General features: G+C 50.5%; 19 protein-coding genes. 3 read left to right on the top strand and 16 right to left on the bottom strand.

The window, feature by feature from the left end; genetic code table 11:
- Positions 1–147 precede the first annotated feature (147 nt).
- Together NNX04_RS10550 and NNX04_RS10555 are read right to left on the bottom strand one after the other, a co-directional pair.
- Positions 148–927: a hypothetical protein gene (locus NNX04_RS10550; protein ID WP_261945734.1), complete on the bottom strand. Its 780-nt coding sequence runs from the start codon at positions 925–927 to the stop codon at positions 148–150.
- A gap of 12 nt (positions 928–939) precedes the next feature.
- Positions 940–1,170 carry a hypothetical protein gene (locus tag NNX04_RS10555; RefSeq protein WP_261945735.1) on the bottom strand — a complete coding sequence of 77 codons (231 nt, stop codon included), beginning with the start codon at positions 1,168–1,170 and terminating at the stop codon, positions 940–942.
- A gap of 273 nt (positions 1,171–1,443) precedes the next feature.
- Here NNX04_RS10555 and NNX04_RS10560 point away from each other — a divergent pair, with 273 nt between their 5' ends.
- Both NNX04_RS10560 and NNX04_RS10565 read left to right on the top strand, forming a co-directional pair.
- Complete coding sequence (locus NNX04_RS10560; RefSeq protein WP_261945736.1) at positions 1,444–1,632, top strand: ribbon-helix-helix domain-containing protein; 189 nt, start codon at positions 1,444–1,446, stop codon at positions 1,630–1,632.
- 40 nt (positions 1,633–1,672) lie between these two features.
- The gene (locus NNX04_RS10565) at positions 1,673–2,017 is read left to right on the top strand and encodes a zinc ribbon domain-containing protein YjdM (protein WP_261945737.1); all 345 of its coding nucleotides are present in this window, start codon (positions 1,673–1,675) and stop codon (positions 2,015–2,017) included.
- 111 nt (positions 2,018–2,128) lie between these two features.
- Here the strand turns inward: NNX04_RS10565 and NNX04_RS10570 are convergent, their stop codons facing one another.
- The 8 genes from NNX04_RS10570 to mrcB all read right to left on the bottom strand — a co-directional run bounded on the left by NNX04_RS10570 (position 2,129) and on the right by mrcB (position 11,683).
- Positions 2,129–3,718, bottom strand: coding sequence for an ABC-F family ATPase (locus NNX04_RS10570; protein ID WP_007644679.1), 1,590 nt, complete (start codon positions 3,716–3,718; stop codon positions 2,129–2,131).
- A gap of 173 nt (positions 3,719–3,891) precedes the next feature.
- Positions 3,892–4,317, bottom strand: coding sequence for a phosphate ABC transporter substrate-binding protein (locus tag NNX04_RS10575; RefSeq protein WP_151054238.1), 426 nt, complete (start codon positions 4,315–4,317; stop codon positions 3,892–3,894).
- 12 nt (positions 4,318–4,329) lie between these two features.
- On the bottom strand, positions 4,330–5,508 hold the full coding sequence (locus NNX04_RS10580) for a DNA topoisomerase IV (RefSeq protein ID WP_261945738.1): 1,179 nt from the start codon (positions 5,506–5,508) through the stop codon (positions 4,330–4,332).
- A gap of 61 nt (positions 5,509–5,569) precedes the next feature.
- Positions 5,570–7,180, bottom strand: coding sequence for a methyl-accepting chemotaxis protein (locus tag NNX04_RS10585; protein ID WP_261945739.1), 1,611 nt, complete (start codon positions 7,178–7,180; stop codon positions 5,570–5,572).
- 266 nt (positions 7,181–7,446) lie between these two features.
- Positions 7,447–7,806, bottom strand: coding sequence for a hypothetical protein (locus tag NNX04_RS10590; RefSeq protein ID WP_261945740.1), 360 nt, complete (start codon positions 7,804–7,806; stop codon positions 7,447–7,449).
- A 17-nt stretch (positions 7,807–7,823) separates the two neighbouring features.
- The gene (locus NNX04_RS10595) at positions 7,824–8,372 is read right to left on the bottom strand and encodes an RNA polymerase sigma factor (protein ID WP_261945741.1); all 549 of its coding nucleotides are present in this window, start codon (positions 8,370–8,372) and stop codon (positions 7,824–7,826) included.
- A gap of 6 nt (positions 8,373–8,378) precedes the next feature.
- Positions 8,379–9,140 (bottom strand): DUF6249 domain-containing protein, encoded by a 762-nt coding sequence (locus tag NNX04_RS10600; RefSeq protein ID WP_040393207.1) that lies wholly within the window; start codon positions 9,138–9,140, stop codon positions 8,379–8,381.
- 194 nt (positions 9,141–9,334) lie between these two features.
- Positions 9,335–11,683, bottom strand: a complete 2,349-nt coding sequence (mrcB, locus tag NNX04_RS10605; RefSeq protein WP_261945742.1) for a penicillin-binding protein 1B — start codon at positions 11,681–11,683, stop codon at positions 9,335–9,337.
- Between the two features lie 227 nt (positions 11,684–11,910).
- Here mrcB and NNX04_RS10610 point away from each other — a divergent pair, with 227 nt between their 5' ends.
- On the top strand, positions 11,911–12,912 hold the full coding sequence (locus tag NNX04_RS10610; RefSeq protein ID WP_261945743.1) for an adenosine kinase: 1,002 nt from the start codon (positions 11,911–11,913) through the stop codon (positions 12,910–12,912).
- Positions 12,913–12,964: 52 nt separating this feature from the next.
- Here NNX04_RS10610 and NNX04_RS10615 read toward each other — a convergent pair whose 3' ends face one another.
- The 6 genes from NNX04_RS10615 to NNX04_RS10640 all read right to left on the bottom strand — a co-directional run bounded on the left by NNX04_RS10615 (position 12,965) and on the right by NNX04_RS10640 (position 16,285).
- Entirely contained in the window at positions 12,965–13,141 is a 177-nt protein-coding gene (locus tag NNX04_RS10615; RefSeq protein ID WP_151054251.1) for a PLDc N-terminal domain-containing protein, read from the bottom strand.
- 45 nt (positions 13,142–13,186) lie between these two features.
- Positions 13,187–13,597: a DUF1294 domain-containing protein gene (locus NNX04_RS10620; protein WP_261945744.1), complete on the bottom strand. Its 411-nt coding sequence runs from the start codon at positions 13,595–13,597 to the stop codon at positions 13,187–13,189.
- Positions 13,598–13,678: 81 nt separating this feature from the next.
- Positions 13,679–14,239 carry a TIGR00645 family protein gene (locus NNX04_RS10625; RefSeq protein WP_261945745.1) on the bottom strand — a complete coding sequence of 187 codons (561 nt, stop codon included), beginning with the start codon at positions 14,237–14,239 and terminating at the stop codon, positions 13,679–13,681.
- Between the two features lie 88 nt (positions 14,240–14,327).
- A complete protein-coding gene (locus NNX04_RS10630; RefSeq protein ID WP_261945746.1) occupies positions 14,328–15,080 on the bottom strand; it encodes a HesA/MoeB/ThiF family protein in 753 nt (250 codons plus the stop codon).
- Between the two features lie 4 nt (positions 15,081–15,084).
- Positions 15,085–15,942 (bottom strand): peptide chain release factor N(5)-glutamine methyltransferase, encoded by an 858-nt coding sequence (prmC, locus tag NNX04_RS10635; RefSeq protein WP_261945747.1) that lies wholly within the window; start codon positions 15,940–15,942, stop codon positions 15,085–15,087.
- 7 nt (positions 15,943–15,949) lie between these two features.
- Positions 15,950–16,285 carry an antibiotic biosynthesis monooxygenase family protein gene (locus NNX04_RS10640; protein ID WP_261945748.1) on the bottom strand — a complete coding sequence of 112 codons (336 nt, stop codon included), beginning with the start codon at positions 16,283–16,285 and terminating at the stop codon, positions 15,950–15,952.
- Between the last annotated feature and the right edge of the window lie 4 nt (positions 16,286–16,289).

Below are 16,289 nucleotides of genomic sequence, written 5' to 3' on the forward strand. Positions count from 1 at the left end.
TGAAGGTTGGAAACCGGAAGTTCTTAGGGTGCAGACTAGGGAAGGAAACTTAAGGGAAAATTAAGGAAAAACAAAATAAGAGGGATAAGTGAAAATCGCGGCAAATGCGCTGCAGTCACCCAGTAAGAAACCTAAATAGTAAGGAACCTAAATAGCGACAGGTTTAAGCCGGTGAAACAGCGGCATAAAGGTTTCGTTGAGGATTTTTTCCATTTTTTTCAACTTACCCGGCGCGCCATCGTAATCGACCGAGGTTGATTTGCCGGCAAATAAAATGTGATTGCCGAACTCGCCAGAACACACTAACAGCGTGGAGAAGTGTTCAGTCAACGCAATAAAAAACGCGGAACCAGGCTCAGGAAGGCGATGGAAGTTAATTACCAGCCAACCATGTTTAGTGAGCGTGCGACAACATTGTTGGGCGAATTGTTTCTGCGCCTGAACCGGACTCATATGATAAGCATCGTAGAGGTCGGCAAAAATAATATCGGTACTGGCATTTTTACTGGACTGTATTTGCAGTCCGGCATCTTCAATAGACACCCACACCCGTTCATCGTCGGGAATATCAAAATAATCGCGCGCTATGTCGTACACCTTGGAGCGTAATTCCACCACATGAAAATCGCAGTGCGATAAATAGTGATGCAAGCTGCGCAACAAACTGCCACCACCTAAACCCAATAAAGTAGCGTGGCGCGGCTGCATAAACCCCAATACCAGCATCATGATGCGAATATATTCATGCACTAGGGCATGGGGCTTTTCCAAATAAAAACCACTTTGTTCATAAATGGAATCAAAACTGAGTACCCGATAACGCGGGTAATCCACCACCAAAATATTGCCGTAAGTATCGCTGGTGCTGTGGACTATTTTTCCTTCTGGCATAGCGGAAGCACCCGTTAGCAAAAATTTCAGTTTCATTTGGCGCTCGTTTTAGAGAACAACGTTCGCCTGCTTAATGCCCAAGGTGCGCATCAGTAACAAACATTGATTCGCATCGGTATTAGTCAAAACCACATCAAATTCATTGGTTAACAAAAAACTTTTGCCATCGCTCTCGCGCACCCACACCACCCACTCAGCAAGGTCAGCGGGATTGCGCATCATCTCCACCTGAAAACTTTCATTGGCAGTTAGCTTGGTTTTTATTTCCGATATTTTCATAAGGTGTAACCAGACTCATATTCCAGACAGCAGCAATTAACCCCGGGCCACAGCAGACTTGGACTATGAGCTTGGCTTTTTAGTGTAACACCAGAAGCATGTAATGATAATAACATTATAATGTTATTATCATTTACAGACTGAATGTGTAAGATAGGAGACTTGGGGAAACGGCACATTTCAGGGCGATATACCGCTAAAATGCGCCCGAAATACGCTTTAGCGCCCAATACCGGCAATAGCATCACCTCAATAGCTGACGAGACTCCCGTTATGGAACAGAAAACCGCGCGTTTGACTGTGTTGATAGACCCAACCAAAAAAGATGCCTTTGAACAACTGTGCGCCGAGCAGGATGTGACGCCCTCACAAGTAGTGCGGCAACTGATTCGTGAATATCTGGACAAGCACGGCGTTAGCTACGCCAATCAACCGACCAATGGCGCGGCTAACAGCAAATAACCTCCTTTTCACCTTTACCCCGCTAACAAAGAGATCACTTATGAGCCAACTCCCACCCTGCCCCAAATGCAATTCCGAATACACCTATGAGGACGGCAGCCTGTTAATTTGCCCGGAGTGCGCGCACGAGTGGTCGAAAGAGGCAGTAGCAGCGGGCGTAGCTGAAGAAACCTTGATCGTGCGCGATGCCAATGGCAATCAACTGCACGATGGCGATTACGTGACCGTCATTAAGGATTTGAAAATCAAAGGGTCGTCGTCGGTGGTAAAAGTCGGCACCAAGGTAAAAATTAATCGCCTGGTGGAGGGTGATCACGACATCGACTGCAAAATCGACGGCATTGGCGCAATGATGTTGAAATCGGCCTTCGTAAAAAAGGCGTAGGTGTGAAGAAAGCGTAGGTGTGAAAAAGGCGTAATCCTTCTCCATAAAACCAAAAAAATCCCGCATCCAGTGATGAATGCGGGATTTTTTTATGGCTGAGCTGAAGGGCGTTTACATTGTGTAAATGCCCTGACTGCGCAGGTAATCCTCGTAGTTACCGTGGAAGTCGATCAGGCCGCTCGGCTGCATATCGATAATACGGGTCGCAAGTGAGGATACAAATTCGCGGTCATGGCTGACAAAAATCAGGGTGCCGGGGTAGTTTTCCAGCGCGAGGTTTAATGCCTCGATGGATTCCATATCCAGGTGGTTGGTGGGTTCGTCCATCAACAAGACGTTGGGGTTCACCAGGCTGAGCTTGCCAAACAGCATGCGACCTTTTTCACCACCGGATAATACTTTTACGTTTTTCTTCACGTCGTCGTTGGAGAACAACATGCGGCCGAGTGCGCCGCGCACTAATTGCTCGTCACCTTTGGTCCACTGCTTCATCCAGTCGAACAGGTTGGTGTCGTAAGAAAAATCGGCGGCGTGATCCTGTGCAAAATAACCAATTTCCGCTTGCTCCGCCCACTTCACCGTGCCCGCGTCGGGTTGTAAATCGCCATACAAACAGCGCAGCAAGGTGGTTTTACCGGCGCCGTTGGGGCCGATAATCGCGATGCGCTCACCAGCTTCCACTTGCAAACTCAAATCGGTAAACAGCGGGCGGTCGTAAGCTTTGCTCACCGCTTCCAAGGTCACCGCCTGACGGTGCAATTTTTTGTTTTGGGTAAATTTGATGTAGGGGCTGACCCGGCTGGAGGGTTTGATGTCGTCCAACTGGATCTTGTCGATTTGTTTGGCGCGCGAGGTGGCCTGTTTGGCTTTTGAGGCGTTGGCCGAGAAGCGGCTCACAAAGGTTTGCAGCTCGGCTATTTGTGCTTTTTTCTTGGCGTTTTCGTTCAACAACTTTTCGCGCGCCTGGGTGGACGCCATCATGTAGTCGTCGTAGTTACCGGGGTATACCCGCAGCTCGCCGTAGTCTAAGTCCGCCATGTGGGTGCACACCGAGTTCAAAAAGTGACGGTCGTGCGAAATGATAATAATGGTGCTATTGCGCTGGGTGAGCATGCCTTCCAACCAGCGAATGGTATTGATATCGAGGTTGTTGGTCGGCTCATCGAGCAAGAGCACATCGGGATCAGCAAACAATGCTTGCGCCAATAACACCCGCAGTTTCCAGCCCGGTGCCACCGCGCTCATGGGGCCAAAATGTTGTTCGATAGGAATATCCAGGCCGAGCAGCAATTCACCGGCGCGGGACTCGGCGGTGTAGCCGTCCATTTCGGCAAAAGCCACCTCCAATTCCGCCACGCGCATGCCGTCGTCTTCGCTCATTTCCGGCAGGGCGTAAATGCGGTCGCGTTCGGCTTTTACCGCCCAGAGTTCGGTGTGGCCCATGATCACCGTATCCACCACCGAGAATTCCTCATAGGCGAATTGATCCTGTTTCAATTTACCCAAACGCACGTTGGGCTCCAGCATCACTTGACCGCCAGAGGGATCCAGGTCGCCACCCAAAATTTTCATAAAGGTGGATTTACCGCAGCCATTGGCGCCGATCAGGCCATAGCGGTTGCTGTTGTTAAATTTGACCGAAACATTTTCAAAAAGCGGTTTGGCACCAAATTGCATGGTGATATTGGCGGTGGAGATCAAGGTAATTTCTCTGCGACTGTGCGACTAAATAGGAGTAACTAGGGATAAGTGGGTAAAAAAGGCGCGCATTTTAGCCTAGTTGGGACAGCAACAGGGATTTAGTGACGAAATTAGTGGATAAAAAAAGCCCGCAGGTTGCGGGCTCTGTAGCGGGAATAGTTGCATTGAGGCGTTTAGGGCACTTTGAACACCACTTTTACTGAGGCATCCACCACGCTGGCATCCACATAGCCAATCATGTTGGTATTGGCGGCTACCAAGGCTTTTACGCCGGCATCATCACCACCGTCTTTGGGCGGAGTGCCCTTGCCTGTAAATACCAACTGCGACCAATAGGCTTTGTATTGGCTGGCATTTTTTTTACAGACCGTCTCATTGAATTTTTCCCGCACCGCTGAACCTTCGTTCTGGTTAATGGGCACGGCTTGCGCACCACCGGGAAAACTTTTGCTTTTGCCGAGGAACAAGCGTGCAATATCATCCTCGGTGAGGCTTTCAATACCCGCCGAGGGATGCACTATAACCGCGACTTCCGCCACACAAAGTGCAGGCAGTGACAAGGCCGCAACCGCGATAAGAGAACCTAACCATTTTTTCATGTTGATCGCCCCCTAGAATACGGTTTGCACAGCAACGGAATAGACTTTTTGGTCGCCACGCACCTTATCGTCTACATCGTCAATCTGTAATTTAAGTGCAACACCCGAGGCGACATCCCAACGAGTTCCCAATGAAATTACATCGCGCTCATCCGCTTGCGCAGCGGCAATCGCATTGAGTGTGCCAATCAATTGTGCCGTTTGTTGTGCAACAGGAATTCCCTCCACTAAATTCACCGCTTCGTCTTTGGATTGTGCGGCCGTTACATGGAATAACCAGTCGCCCGTGCGCACTCCCACCATCACATACTCGCGAATATTTTTGGCGAGCATGGAATTTTCCGGCTCAAACTCCACATGCTCTGCAGCTGCCACAAAACGCCCGGTGTCGATAGTGAAACCAATTTGCGCAAAGGTGGCCTTTTCCTCCTCCACTAATATGCGCGGGCCGACAAAACTGAAGGACGCAGGAATGCTGCCGATAAACTGCCCCAAGGTTAAACCAGGCATCAGTGCCGCACCGGTCACATCCACACTTAAATCCGCTTCGTGGTACGCCGCGCGCAAATTCCACCAATCTTTACCCAGCGTTGCCGCGATCCCCATTTGATTGCGGGTTTGGGCATCGCTGGTTACGCCATCAAAATTAAATTCGTCATCAAAACTGCCAAAATACACTTGTACGCTGGTATCAAAAATTCCCAGTGTTTGGGTGGCATAGAGGTCGATGCCATCCACATTATTGAACGGTAAGTAATACACTTCTTGCGGCGGTGTTATCCACCCATAGCTGTAACCCACGTCAAGAAAATCGGAGTAAATATAAAACGGGGTGCGCAAACGGCCGGCGCGGAGTTTAATACTGTCGGTTGCCTGCCAGGTTAAATAGGCCCACTCCGCATTCACTTCGTAGCTGTCATTTTTGCGCGCGATTAATTGCGCTGTGGCTGACACTTTTTCATTGACTTGCCCCGTAACTTGCAACCCCAGCAAGCTGCGATCAAAGGTGAGGTCTTCCTCGTAGCCACCGTAATTGCCGCCAGAGTCAAAGTCGTCATCGACCATACCGCCGCCCACGGATAAAAAGCCGGAAAAATTAAGTTCCGCCGCCTGACTGCAAGGCACTACCGCTGCGAATAATATCGCGAGCCCCAGTGCATTTTTTTTACGAATCGAGCTGTGTTTTCTCATTGATTGTCCACTCCTGATGTTAAGCACTTCCTGTGCCTTTATTCCTTGAAACCATAATTGGCTAAACACGAAATTGACTGGCAACCTTGTGCAGTTCATGACTGATATGATCGATATCGCGGCTCACCTCATCCAACTCATTAGTGCTGGTAGTGACCAGTTGCGTGTTGTGATAAATACCATTCACATGCTCAGAAACCTGCGCAAACGTAATCGTCTGTTCCTGGGTTGCTGCGGCAATTCTTTCGTTGATACTGCTAATAATGTCGACATTATTCAAAATGGAATTTAATACTTCGCCCGAGGCAGTAGTCGCTTCCACACCGCGATTAGCGCGCACCACACTGCCTTGCATAGCGGTTACCGCACTCGCCGATACCGCGCGCAATTCCCCAATCACTTTATGAATTTCTTCCGTCGCCTGGCGCGTGCGCACCGCCAGCCCGCGCACTTCATCGGCCACTACCGCAAACCCGCGCCCGTGCTCACCAGCGCGCGCCGCTTCAATCGCCGCGTTGAGTGCTAACAAATTGGTTTGGTCGGCAACGTTTTGAATCGTGTTTAATAATTTCCCTACGTCGGCCGAAAATTCCTCAAAACGATTCACCACATTCGCTGCACTGCGCACCTCTTCCGCCAGCGTGCTAATCGTGGCCACGTTGGTCGCCAAGGTTTCTTTGCCGCGCGCTGCTGCAGAACTGGCGTCCTGCGCTTGCACCGAGGCATTGCCCGCAAATTCAGCAATTTCATTTACGGTTTGTAAGAGATCGTCAATCGAGGAGCGCATCGCCGCAATCGCGCCAGCCTGATCATTAATGCGCACTAAATTTTGACTGCTGGAATTGGTGAGGCGCGAAGCGACTTGCGCAAGCGCACCCACATCGTTACTGACATTGCCAAATGCACCGTGTAGTTTTTCTACAAATGCGTTGAAATATTTCACCAAATATAAAATTTCATCGTGCCCGGCGTAATGGATACGCTTGGTTAAATCGCCCTCGCCTGATGACATTTCTTTTAATGACACGGTCACTTCATTGATGCTGGACGTGATTGAACGGCTGATAAATAAACTGATAATTACCAACGCAATCACCGCGCAAATTGCAATGAGTAGTGCGATATGCGCGGCATTTTGTGACGCGGAAACTGTCTCACTAATGGATTCATTAAAGCGTTTGGCGGTTTCACTTTTCATGGTGGCCAATGAAGCGCGCAGGTTTTGCAAGCGCTCGGCATTGGCCGCCGCCTCCGCGCCAACTTGTTCGAAATTGACGGTGCTATTAATAAAACTCTGTGCGATACGTGTCGCGGTGGTGTACCAGGCTTCCAGTTGCGTATCTATGCCCCTGACTTGTGCAGAGAGGTCGCTGCTAAGACTGGATAATTGCGCGAGATTTTTCCGAATCTCGTCATAGTGCACAGCAGCTTCCTCCAACACTTGCGCATCACCTGTGGTCACTGAACTATTAATTTGTTGTTCCATCAGCAAGAGCGAACCGAGATTAATCGTGGTTAATTCAAGTGTGGGATAAATACGCTGCTCTACGTCGGCCAAACGGCTGCTATTGGCGCGCTCAACCCACATGGAATACACCTGACTAACAACAAATCCAAGCAGTGCGATACTGACTAATAGCATCAGCTTTTTGGCAATGGTCAAGCGAAGCATCAGTGCTACCTCAAAAAGAGATCACGCGAGTTATAGCGATGAATAAGAATGGAAGATCACTAACCCCAAGGTTAATCATCAAAAAATGTGTTTAATTGCTTTTGGGTATAGCAGCAGCGCAGGCAATGCGCAAAAAACGCAGCTAATTATCGAAGAAGGACATTAACTAATTATTTTTTTAGCACTTTTAATACCTTAAAAAAAATGCCTAATCGCTAATGGCGATTAGGCATTTTTAAAATCAGATATATAAATAGTCGTTAAATTTACGCGTCGCTATTAAACAACCAGGCAACCGGTGCGACCACCAACGCGATAAACATCGCCAGCGCAAGCGTGATAAGGCTGGTCATATCCAACAATAAAAACCAGGCATATACCGGTTGAACCAAGTCGCGCCAGGGGAGATGGCGGAGCACCAGGAACGCAATCAAGGCAACAGGCAACGCGATAATGGCTTTTTCCAACCAGGGATTAAGCGTTTTCTGCGCGGGCAGTGTTGCCATTAACTGCGCTGTAAAACCATTGTCATCGATATAATCGGCGTGCAGTTGCTGGCGCAGAAAATCATCAAAGCGATCCGGCTGCAGCCTATTGCTATTCATCATGTCATTGTCATTCATCATCAACCTCACGTGGCTGGTTAGTGCGGCAGCGCATCCTGCCAGGATGCCAGCAGGGTTTGCAGTTTGGTTTTGCCGCGCGCTATGTGGGTTTTTACCGTACCGAGTGGAATCCCCATGATACTCGCCGCTTCCTCATGGGAAAAGCCGTCTTCGTAACAGAGCCTGATTGCAAGCTGCTGCCCGGCGCTCAAGCTTTGCATCGCCGCCTCCACGTCTCTTTGGGCATGAAACTGTTTAACACTGCACTGTTCTGTTTCGATCTCTTCATTCTCGTCGAGTTCACACCATTCAATTTTTTTGGCGCGCCAACGGTTGGCCGCGATATTAAAGGCGATGCGATATAGCCAAGTAGAAAACTTGGCTTCGGCGCGGAACGCACCCAGCGCGGCATAGGCCTTCATAAAGGTCTCTTGCGCCAGGTCATCGGCGAGGTGGGTATCGCCGTTACACAAGCGCCGCGCCCAAATACGCAGTGCCGACTGGTAGCGCAGGACCAGCTGCGCAAAGGCATGCTGGTCCCGGCGGCTTACCACCCGCGCAATTAATTCCTGATCGGAAAGGGACATTGCCGCTTAGTCCTGCTGCTCAACCTGTGGTGCAAGCGGCTGCCCGGCTTTGGGCTGGTTGAGGTACCAAATCAGCACTTGGGATATGCCCAGCGCAATCCAGATAAAACCAATTGCGCCTATATCAATACCGGCGAGGATAGTCAGGAAAATCGCCCAGCCAGCACCGAGGCAAATATTGCGGATGCCCTTGCTGCGATTGCTATTGTCGTCGGCACCCTTAGGTTCGTCGCCGCGCAGCAACTCCACCGGAATATCGCGCCCGGCGGCGAGCAACTTGTCGATATTGGAATTGATGCTCTGCTGACGCACCGCTCTGGCGCGATAACGCTGCACAATCAATAAGGCGACCAGGAAAATCGGCCCGCCGAAAATAAAAATCACCGCCAGAATCGGGATCAACATTGCCAGCTCAAACGCGCCTTTGTAATTGGCTTCGTCATCATGACCTTCACCAAAGGCATGTTTGAGGCCCATTTCAAATTCGCGCTCCCAATCGCCGTGACGATGGTGATCTGGAGGTTCGTGAGCAGGAGATGCAATCGGCGCAGGTGCGGCGATGGGGGCAGGTTGTGCATCTGGCGCACCGGCGCTTGAGGCAGGTGCAATTGCATCTGCGGCACCAGTGTCGGCCGATTCAATCGGCACCGGGGTGCCTTCCAATTCCGCAGCCTGGGCTGAAATGGCGTGCGCCAACGGCAAACAGCCGACAAGCGCCAGACCAAGTGCACCCAATAGGTGACGGGAGAAGCGTGGAAGTAATGTCATGGGAAAACCTCTCAGGAAAAATCCGGGCAGGATGGTGATTATTGCCCCCAACTCACCAACTAAGACACAGTCTAGCGAGCGTCGGATTCACCTGAGTGATTTATTTTTGGAGCGCGGTTTGGGGGGAACCCTTTAGGCTGCTCTTTATTGATCTGTCTATTCAACTCATTGTTAAATAATTGAATAACAGCGGCTTAGTTGACCAGCCGCTGCCAGAAGTTTTTCACCGGATTATTGCTGTTAGGTAGCAAGCAATCCGCCGATTGTTGCGGGCGGGCGTCATCCCGCAGCGGCAACCACAGGGCACCAATACAACCTTCCGCACTGAGCTTGCCGGTGGCGCCATCCAACCAATCGAAACTGACGCCGGGTGGTGGTTCTTGCGGCAGGCTCTGGCTGGGCAGCTGCTTCATAAACTCAGCCCACACTTGCAGGGCGCCGCCCGCACCACTGAGCGGGGTTGCACTATTATCATCGCGCCCCAGCCAGACTACCGCCAGATGCTCGCCACTGTAACCGGCAAACCAGCTGTCGCGCTGATCGTTGGTAGTACCGGTTTTACCTGCCACTTCAAGGCTAGCAGGCAACTGGTTGTAGGCGCTGCGCCCGGTGCCCTCGCGCATGGTGCGCTGCATAGCGTATTGCAATTGGAAACTGGTCTCGGCAGCAAAACGCTGCTCCAATTCCAATGGGTAACGTTTTAATGGCTTGCCGTCGGCCGCCAATACTTCGCGAATTGCATTGAGCGGGGTATAGACGCCATCAGCCGCCAGGGTGTGGTAAATACCTGCCACTTCCAGCGGCGACATTTCAATCGAGCCCAGCAACATTGCGGGCAGCGCGGGCACCTTACCTTCATAACCTGCGCGCTTTACCACATCCGCAACCGTATCCAGCCCCAGCGTCATGCCCAAACGGGCGGTTGCCTGGTTGTAGGAAAATGCCAGCGCTTTATAAAAGGGGATATCGCCGTGATCTTTTTTGTCGGCATTTTGTGGCGCCCACCACTTGCCACCGGATTTGTAACTCACCGGTGCATCACTGACTGTCGTGGCCAAATTGTATTTGTGCGGTTGCTCCAGCGCCGCGAGAAACACAAAGGGTTTCATCAGGGAACCGATTTGGCGTTTGGCGTCCAGCGCGCGGTTAAACCCGGTAAAGCGCGGATCGCGATCCCCCAGGAGCGCCAGAATCTCGCCGCCACCCACCGAGGTCACCACCATGCTGGCCTGTACGCCCTTGGTGTTGAAGCGTTTTTCCAAGTCAGGCAGACGGGTCGTCATAGCGCGCTCGGCTTGACGCTGCACCATCGGCGATAAGCTGGTAAAAATACGCAAACCCTCGCTGCGCAAATCCGCCTCGTTGTAATCCTCATTCAATTGACGTTTCACCAGCTCCATAAACGCCGGATAGGTGGTGCTGCGCGATTCCCCTTCGGCGACTATGCCTAATGGTGCTGCCTGCGCGCGCTTGAGTTGCTGCTCGTCAATCAGCCCCTCCTCTTTCATTACACCCAGCACCACATTGCGCCGCGCTTTGGCGCGCTCGGGGTTGCGCCAGGGGTTGTAATAGGAGGCACCTTTCACCAAGCCCACTAAGAGTGCGAGTTCATGAACCTCCAACTCACGCAACGGTTGGCGGAAATAATGCTGCGCCCCCAGGGCAAAACCGTTAATCGAACGCGCGCCGCTCTGACCTAAAAACACTTCGTTGATGTAGGTCTCCAGAATTTCGGATTTGCTGTAATGCACTTCCAGCAAGACCGCCATAATCGCTTCGGGAATTTTACGCCGCAGCAAACTCTGCTCATTGGTGAGGTAGAAGTTTTTCACCAATTGCTGGGTGATGGTACTGCCGCCCTGCACTACACCACCGCTCGATGCATTTACCCAGGCCGCGCGCAAAATCGCCAAGGGTGATACACCGTGGTGGTCGAGAAAATGTTTGTCCTCCACGGCCAACAAGGTTTCGCCGAGCAGCGGCGGCAAATCTGCCAGACGCACCAACAAGCGATCCTCTTTATCGGCGGGATAAAAACCGCCAATTTCTTCCGGCTCCAACCGTACCAGCGGCAAATCCGCGCCCGCCAAATCAATCAAACCCTGCACACTGCCATTGGCGACGCGCAACATAAATTTATGCGCCGGCTCTTTTTTATCCCAGAAATCAAAACCGCGACTGTGAATGTGATAAGTCACTTCGCTGCTAGTCGCGCTGACTTTTTTCACCACCTGCCCCGGCGCATTAATACTGCCTTCAAAGCGATAACCCAGCGCGCGCAGCTCCTGTTCAAACAGTGCGGGGGTCAGTGACTGGCCAACGTACAACTCCAGCGGCCGCGCATAAACACGCGCCGGCAGCGACCATTTTTTACCTTCAAATTTTGCGCGCACCACCGAATCCAAATACAGCGTCCAAATGCCCAACAACGCTACCAACAGCAGCGTGGCGTAAAGAATCCAGATGCGTACCAGCGCCCAGCCAGTGCGTGGTGCGCGAGGGGTGGATTTAGTGCGACGGTTATTAGTGCGACGTTTGGTCATGGAGAAATCTTAATGGTGATAAAGGCAGAATGGTGTTTGCAGTAGCAGCAAAGAGTGGGCGCAAGTTTACCCGCCACACCCAGTGATTGCGAGGAGCAATAATGCAAAGTGCTGCACAGCGAGCGGTTGTGCTTTATCGACCAAGGCGAATTTTGCATAATGCGGCCCACTGTGGCACTCAGGGCTACTTTCTCCCGCAATATTCTCCCGCAAAAGGTTAACTGCGTATGAACAAGCACTATCACATCTACGGCATAGGCGCGGCACTGGTCGATACCGAAATTACCCTCACCGATGCTGACCTCACACGCATGGCCGTTGCCAAAGGAGTGATGACGCTGGTAGATGAAGCGCGCCAAAACACACTTATGGATTATTTGAGCGATCACCTGGTTGCATCACATCGCGCCAGCGGTGGCTCGGCGGCCAATACCATCATCGCCGCCAGTTATTTTGGCTGTAATAATTTTTATTCGTGCAAAGTCGCCAACGATGAAAACGGCGCGTTCTATCTGGACGATATTCAGGCCGCCGGTGTGGCAACCCCGGCACACATCACACCGCCCGCCGGTATTACTGGCAAATGCTTGGTGATGATTACCCCCGATGCCGAGCGCACCATGAATACCTTTCTCGGTATTAGCGAAACACTCTCGGTGAATGAACTGGATGTGGGTGCAGTTGCAAAATCCCACTACGTTTACATTGAAGGCTATTTGGTGAGTTCCACCACTGGTCGCGCGGCGGCGATTGAATTGCGCAAACAGGCCGAAGCCAACCACACCAAAACGGCATTGAGTTTGTCTGACCCGGCAATGGTGCAATTTTTTTACGACGGTTTGGTGGAAATGATTGGCGAGGGTGTGGATTTAATTTTCTGCAACCGCGACGAAGCCATCGGCTTTACCAAAACACACTCGCTTGAAGAAGCTTGTATTGGGCTGAAAAAATATTGCAAACAATTTGCGATTACCTGCGGTGCAGACGGTGCGCTGGTTTTTGATGGCAATGAATTGATTCAGGTTGCCGGCGCTGCCGCGACACCAGTAGATACCAACGGTGCGGGCGATATGTTTGCGGGGGCATTTTTGTATGCCATCAACCAAGGCAAAGATTTTAAAACCGCAGCAGAGTTTGCAAATGTTGCGGCCGCCAAAGTGGTGTCACAATTTGGCCCGCGTTTAAAACCAGAGCAATATGCAGAATTAAAAGAAGGCTTTTTTAACTAAGGGCCAACGCAGGATGGGCAGAGCTAAGGCAATGCCCATCCTATTCTTCAGATTATTTTGGACCAAACAAAAACCACAAAATAAACCCGAGCAGTGGCAACAACAATAACACCACAATCCAGATCACTTTATTTCCCGTGCTTGCACTGCTTTGTGTTGTTTTTACAATGGCGTAAACAACACAAATCAACAAAATAAGACCTAATAACCCACCGACTTCAACGTTCATAACCAACTCCTATTGCGTGAATTTATCGCGAAACGCTGACAGCATTTAACTAAACAATGATACCAGCCACTTGCCGTCCATAAACAACCAATCAAACCATAACACCTGGTGAGACAGCACTATCAACCAAAATACCGACAAAAAGGATATTTTTTTGGTTTTGTGGCGAAATTGTTGCTGTGCCACAAACGCACCAGGCCAACCACCCACCAATGCGCACAAATGTAAACTCGCTTCGGGAACACGCCATTCATTGCGCTGCGCGCGGCGTTTGTCGGTCCAGTAAAAGTAATAAGCGAGCAGACTGGCAGATACTATCACTAACAGCGGCACCAAAGTTTTATGGTGAAGATACAGGTCGGTAACACCTGCAACAGGTAGTGCCGCCAATAAAATGCAACGCACCCAGGGAATAGACTTTTTTGGGGGTTTATCCCGAGTGGATTTGGCAATCATAGAGGGGCAACATTTGAGAGGAAAAGCGGCAACTTATGCAAGTAACCCTGGGCAGGTTTAGCTGGCCAGGGTTATTGTTAATTAGTGTCCATTTTTATTGGCAGAACTCACTTTCTGCATCAGCAAATCTGTGTAAGCAATACCAATCGCAGAGAAGATAAACGTCATGTGGATAATGGTTTGCCACATGACACCAGCCTCGGTGAATTTTGCACCGGGCATACCAATATTGCCGGCTTCAATGAATGTTTTTAACAAGTGGATGGACGATATACCGATAATCGCCATAGCCAATTTTACTTTGAGTACTGTAGCATTAACGTGGCTCAACCACTCTGGTTGATCCGGGTGGCCATCTAAACGCAAACGGGACACGAAAGTTTCATAACCGCCGACAATTACCATCACAAGCAGGTTCGAAATCATCACCACATCGATCAAGCCCAATACGATCAACATAATTTGTTGTTCGCCTAGCGATGCCACCCCCGTCACCAGATGCAGCAGTTCAACCATGAACAAAAATACATAGGCGCACTGGGCGATAATCAGCCCTAGATACAAAGGTAATTGCAACCAGCGTGAACCAAAAATGATTGAGGAGAACAAACCGGTTTTGTATACAGACGGGACTTCGCTCATTCTTACACCTTTAATTTAAGAGAAATTTTGTTGGCGCCAATATAGAGACGCGATGTTAAAAAACAAGTCCTTTACGCAGACCCACCCTTTATGAAGACGCAGGTTGGCCGCAGACAGGGCAATTGTGATCTTTAGGCAACTTCAATTCGCGCCACTGACTGTGACGCGCATCCAGCAGCAGCAAACGCCCGGCAAGACTGGAGCCAAAGCCACAAATTAATTTGATGGTTTCCAATGCCTGCATCGAACCGATAATCCCTACCAGCGGGGCGAGCACGCCGTTGGCTGCACAAGTTAGATCATCGCTATCTTCTTCATATAAACAGCGATAACAGGGGCTGGTTTCAGCGCGTGCATCAAACACCGCGACCTGCCCTTCCAACCGAATTGCGGCGCCCGATACCAACGGTACTTTTGCAGCAACACAGGCGGCGTTAATCGCAAAGCGGGTTTGGAAATTATCGGTGCAGTCCACCACCACCGTTGCCAATTTAACCTGAGCAAGAAGCTCATCGGTAGCGAGTAACTTTTCGATGGTATCAATTTTTACGCCGGGGTTTAATTCGCGCAAACTCTGCGCCGCGGAGGCCGCTTTGTTCATACCGATACGCGCCGTAGTATGCACAATTTGACGTTGCAGATTAGTTAAATCCACCGCATCAAAATCCACCAGTGTTAAGTGGCCAACACCGGCCGCCGCTAAATACATCGCGACCGGCGAACCCAAACCACCCAGACCAATAATTAATACTCGCGCGGCTAATAATTTGTCTTGCCCATCCAAATCGACATCGGGCAGCATTATCTGGCGTGAGTAGCGCAGCAGTTGTTCGTCATTCATGTTTTTACTCCTGACCTTTTCTGCCCAAGGTGATGCGTTCATTGCCACCCAAATCGCGTCGGGTTTCCACCTGCACAAAACCACGCTGGCGAAATAATTCGCGCACCGCATGCGCTTGATCGTAACCATGTTCCAGCAACAACCACCCCTGCAAATTTAGATAATCCCAAGCCTGCTGAATAATCAGTTCGATATCCGCCAAGCCATGGTTAGCGGCAATTAATGCCGAGCGCGGTTCAAAACGCACATCACCCTGCGCTAAATGCGGATCTTGCGGATGAATATACGGCGGGTTGCTGACAATCACATCAAATGCTTGTGCGCCAACGTTTTCAAACCAATCACTCTGCGCGATGGCAACATGGGTAAAACCCAAAGCCGCACGATTGTATTCCGCGAGTGCAACGGCATCCGCCGAAAAATCCACCCCTAGTAATTTCCAGTGCGGTTTTTCGCTGGCGATGGCTAATACAATTGCACCAGTGCCTGTGCCTAAATCCAAACCGCGACGAGCTTGCTGCGGCGCATCCTGCGCAAATAAATCCAACACCGTTTCTACTAACAACTCGGTGTCCGGGCGCGGAATCAAGGTGGAATTATTCACGGCGAGTGGCAGCGACCAAAATTCACGCTGACCAATAATATGCGCGACAGGCTCACCGGATTTACGGCGTTTGAAAAACTGCAAAAACCTTTCTTCCTGCTCGGGCGATAAGGTTTTGTCCGGCCAAGTAAAAAGATAAGTGCGATTTTTTTGCAGGATATGACAGAGGATTAATTCAATATCCAAGCGCGCCGAATCGCTGAGGAATTCAAGTTCATAGGCGCGCTGTAAACATTGTGCAACGGTGATGTTGCTCATAGGGGAGTCACGCAGGCTGGTGCTTTAATGAATCGGTCGGATGCGCAAATGTACCATCGCCATAAGCGCGCAATACCTGCGCGATCACAACTTGATAACCATTTAACCAATTGGCCTGTGCAGCCTTGGCTTCCAGATGTTTCGGGTGCTGCATCAGTTCATGCAAGCCGTCCATTGTTTCCCAATAATACACATTGGAGACGCGCCCGGTTTCAGGATTTTCCCAGGCTTCTTCCCCAATATAACCCTGGGTATTTTTGGCGACCTCAGCGATGCTTTTATCCAATTCATAAAACGCATCATCGAATTGCTTTTTATCAAAAATGAACGTTGCCGAATACATAATC

This window comes from Cellvibrio sp. QJXJ, from assembly GCF_024452345.1.
Classification (GTDB): domain Bacteria; phylum Pseudomonadota; class Gammaproteobacteria; order Pseudomonadales; family Cellvibrionaceae; genus Cellvibrio.

Bases quoted from the DNA above. Each gene is read 5' to 3' on its own strand.
- NNX04_RS10560 (WP_261945736.1), top strand. From the start codon at position 1,444: ATGGAACAGAAAACCGCGCGTTTGACTGTGTTGATAGACCCAACCAAA.
- NNX04_RS10615 (WP_151054251.1), bottom strand. From the start codon at position 13,141: ATGAACGTTGAAGTCGGTGGGTTATTAGGTCTTATTTTGTTGATTTGT.
- NNX04_RS10630 (WP_261945746.1), bottom strand. From the start codon at position 15,080: ATGAATGACGAACAACTGCTGCGCTACTCACGCCAGATAATGCTGCCC.
- NNX04_RS10625 (WP_261945745.1), bottom strand. From the start codon at position 14,239: ATGAGCGAAGTCCCGTCTGTATACAAAACCGGTTTGTTCTCCTCAATC.
- NNX04_RS10565 (WP_261945737.1), top strand. From the start codon at position 1,673: ATGAGCCAACTCCCACCCTGCCCCAAATGCAATTCCGAATACACCTAT.
- NNX04_RS10610 (WP_261945743.1), top strand. From the start codon at position 11,911: ATGAACAAGCACTATCACATCTACGGCATAGGCGCGGCACTGGTCGAT.
- NNX04_RS10580 (WP_261945738.1), bottom strand. From the start codon at position 5,508: ATGAGAAAACACAGCTCGATTCGTAAAAAAAATGCACTGGGGCTCGCG.
- NNX04_RS10555 (WP_261945735.1), bottom strand. From the start codon at position 1,170: ATGAAAATATCGGAAATAAAAACCAAGCTAACTGCCAATGAAAGTTTT.
- NNX04_RS10595 (WP_261945741.1), bottom strand. From the start codon at position 8,372: ATGTCCCTTTCCGATCAGGAATTAATTGCGCGGGTGGTAAGCCGCCGG.
- mrcB (WP_261945742.1), bottom strand. From the start codon at position 11,683: ATGACCAAACGTCGCACTAATAACCGTCGCACTAAATCCACCCCTCGC.
- NNX04_RS10550 (WP_261945734.1), bottom strand. From the start codon at position 927: ATGAAACTGAAATTTTTGCTAACGGGTGCTTCCGCTATGCCAGAAGGA.
- NNX04_RS10590 (WP_261945740.1), bottom strand. From the start codon at position 7,806: ATGATGAATGACAATGACATGATGAATAGCAATAGGCTGCAGCCGGAT.
- NNX04_RS10620 (WP_261945744.1), bottom strand. From the start codon at position 13,597: ATGATTGCCAAATCCACTCGGGATAAACCCCCAAAAAAGTCTATTCCC.
- prmC (WP_261945747.1), bottom strand. From the start codon at position 15,942: ATGAGCAACATCACCGTTGCACAATGTTTACAGCGCGCCTATGAACTT.
- NNX04_RS10585 (WP_261945739.1), bottom strand. From the start codon at position 7,180: ATGCTTCGCTTGACCATTGCCAAAAAGCTGATGCTATTAGTCAGTATC.
- NNX04_RS10575 (WP_151054238.1), bottom strand. From the start codon at position 4,317: ATGAAAAAATGGTTAGGTTCTCTTATCGCGGTTGCGGCCTTGTCACTG.
- NNX04_RS10600 (WP_040393207.1), bottom strand. From the start codon at position 9,140: ATGACATTACTTCCACGCTTCTCCCGTCACCTATTGGGTGCACTTGGT.
- NNX04_RS10640 (WP_261945748.1), bottom strand. From the start codon at position 16,285: ATGTATTCGGCAACGTTCATTTTTGATAAAAAGCAATTCGATGATGCG.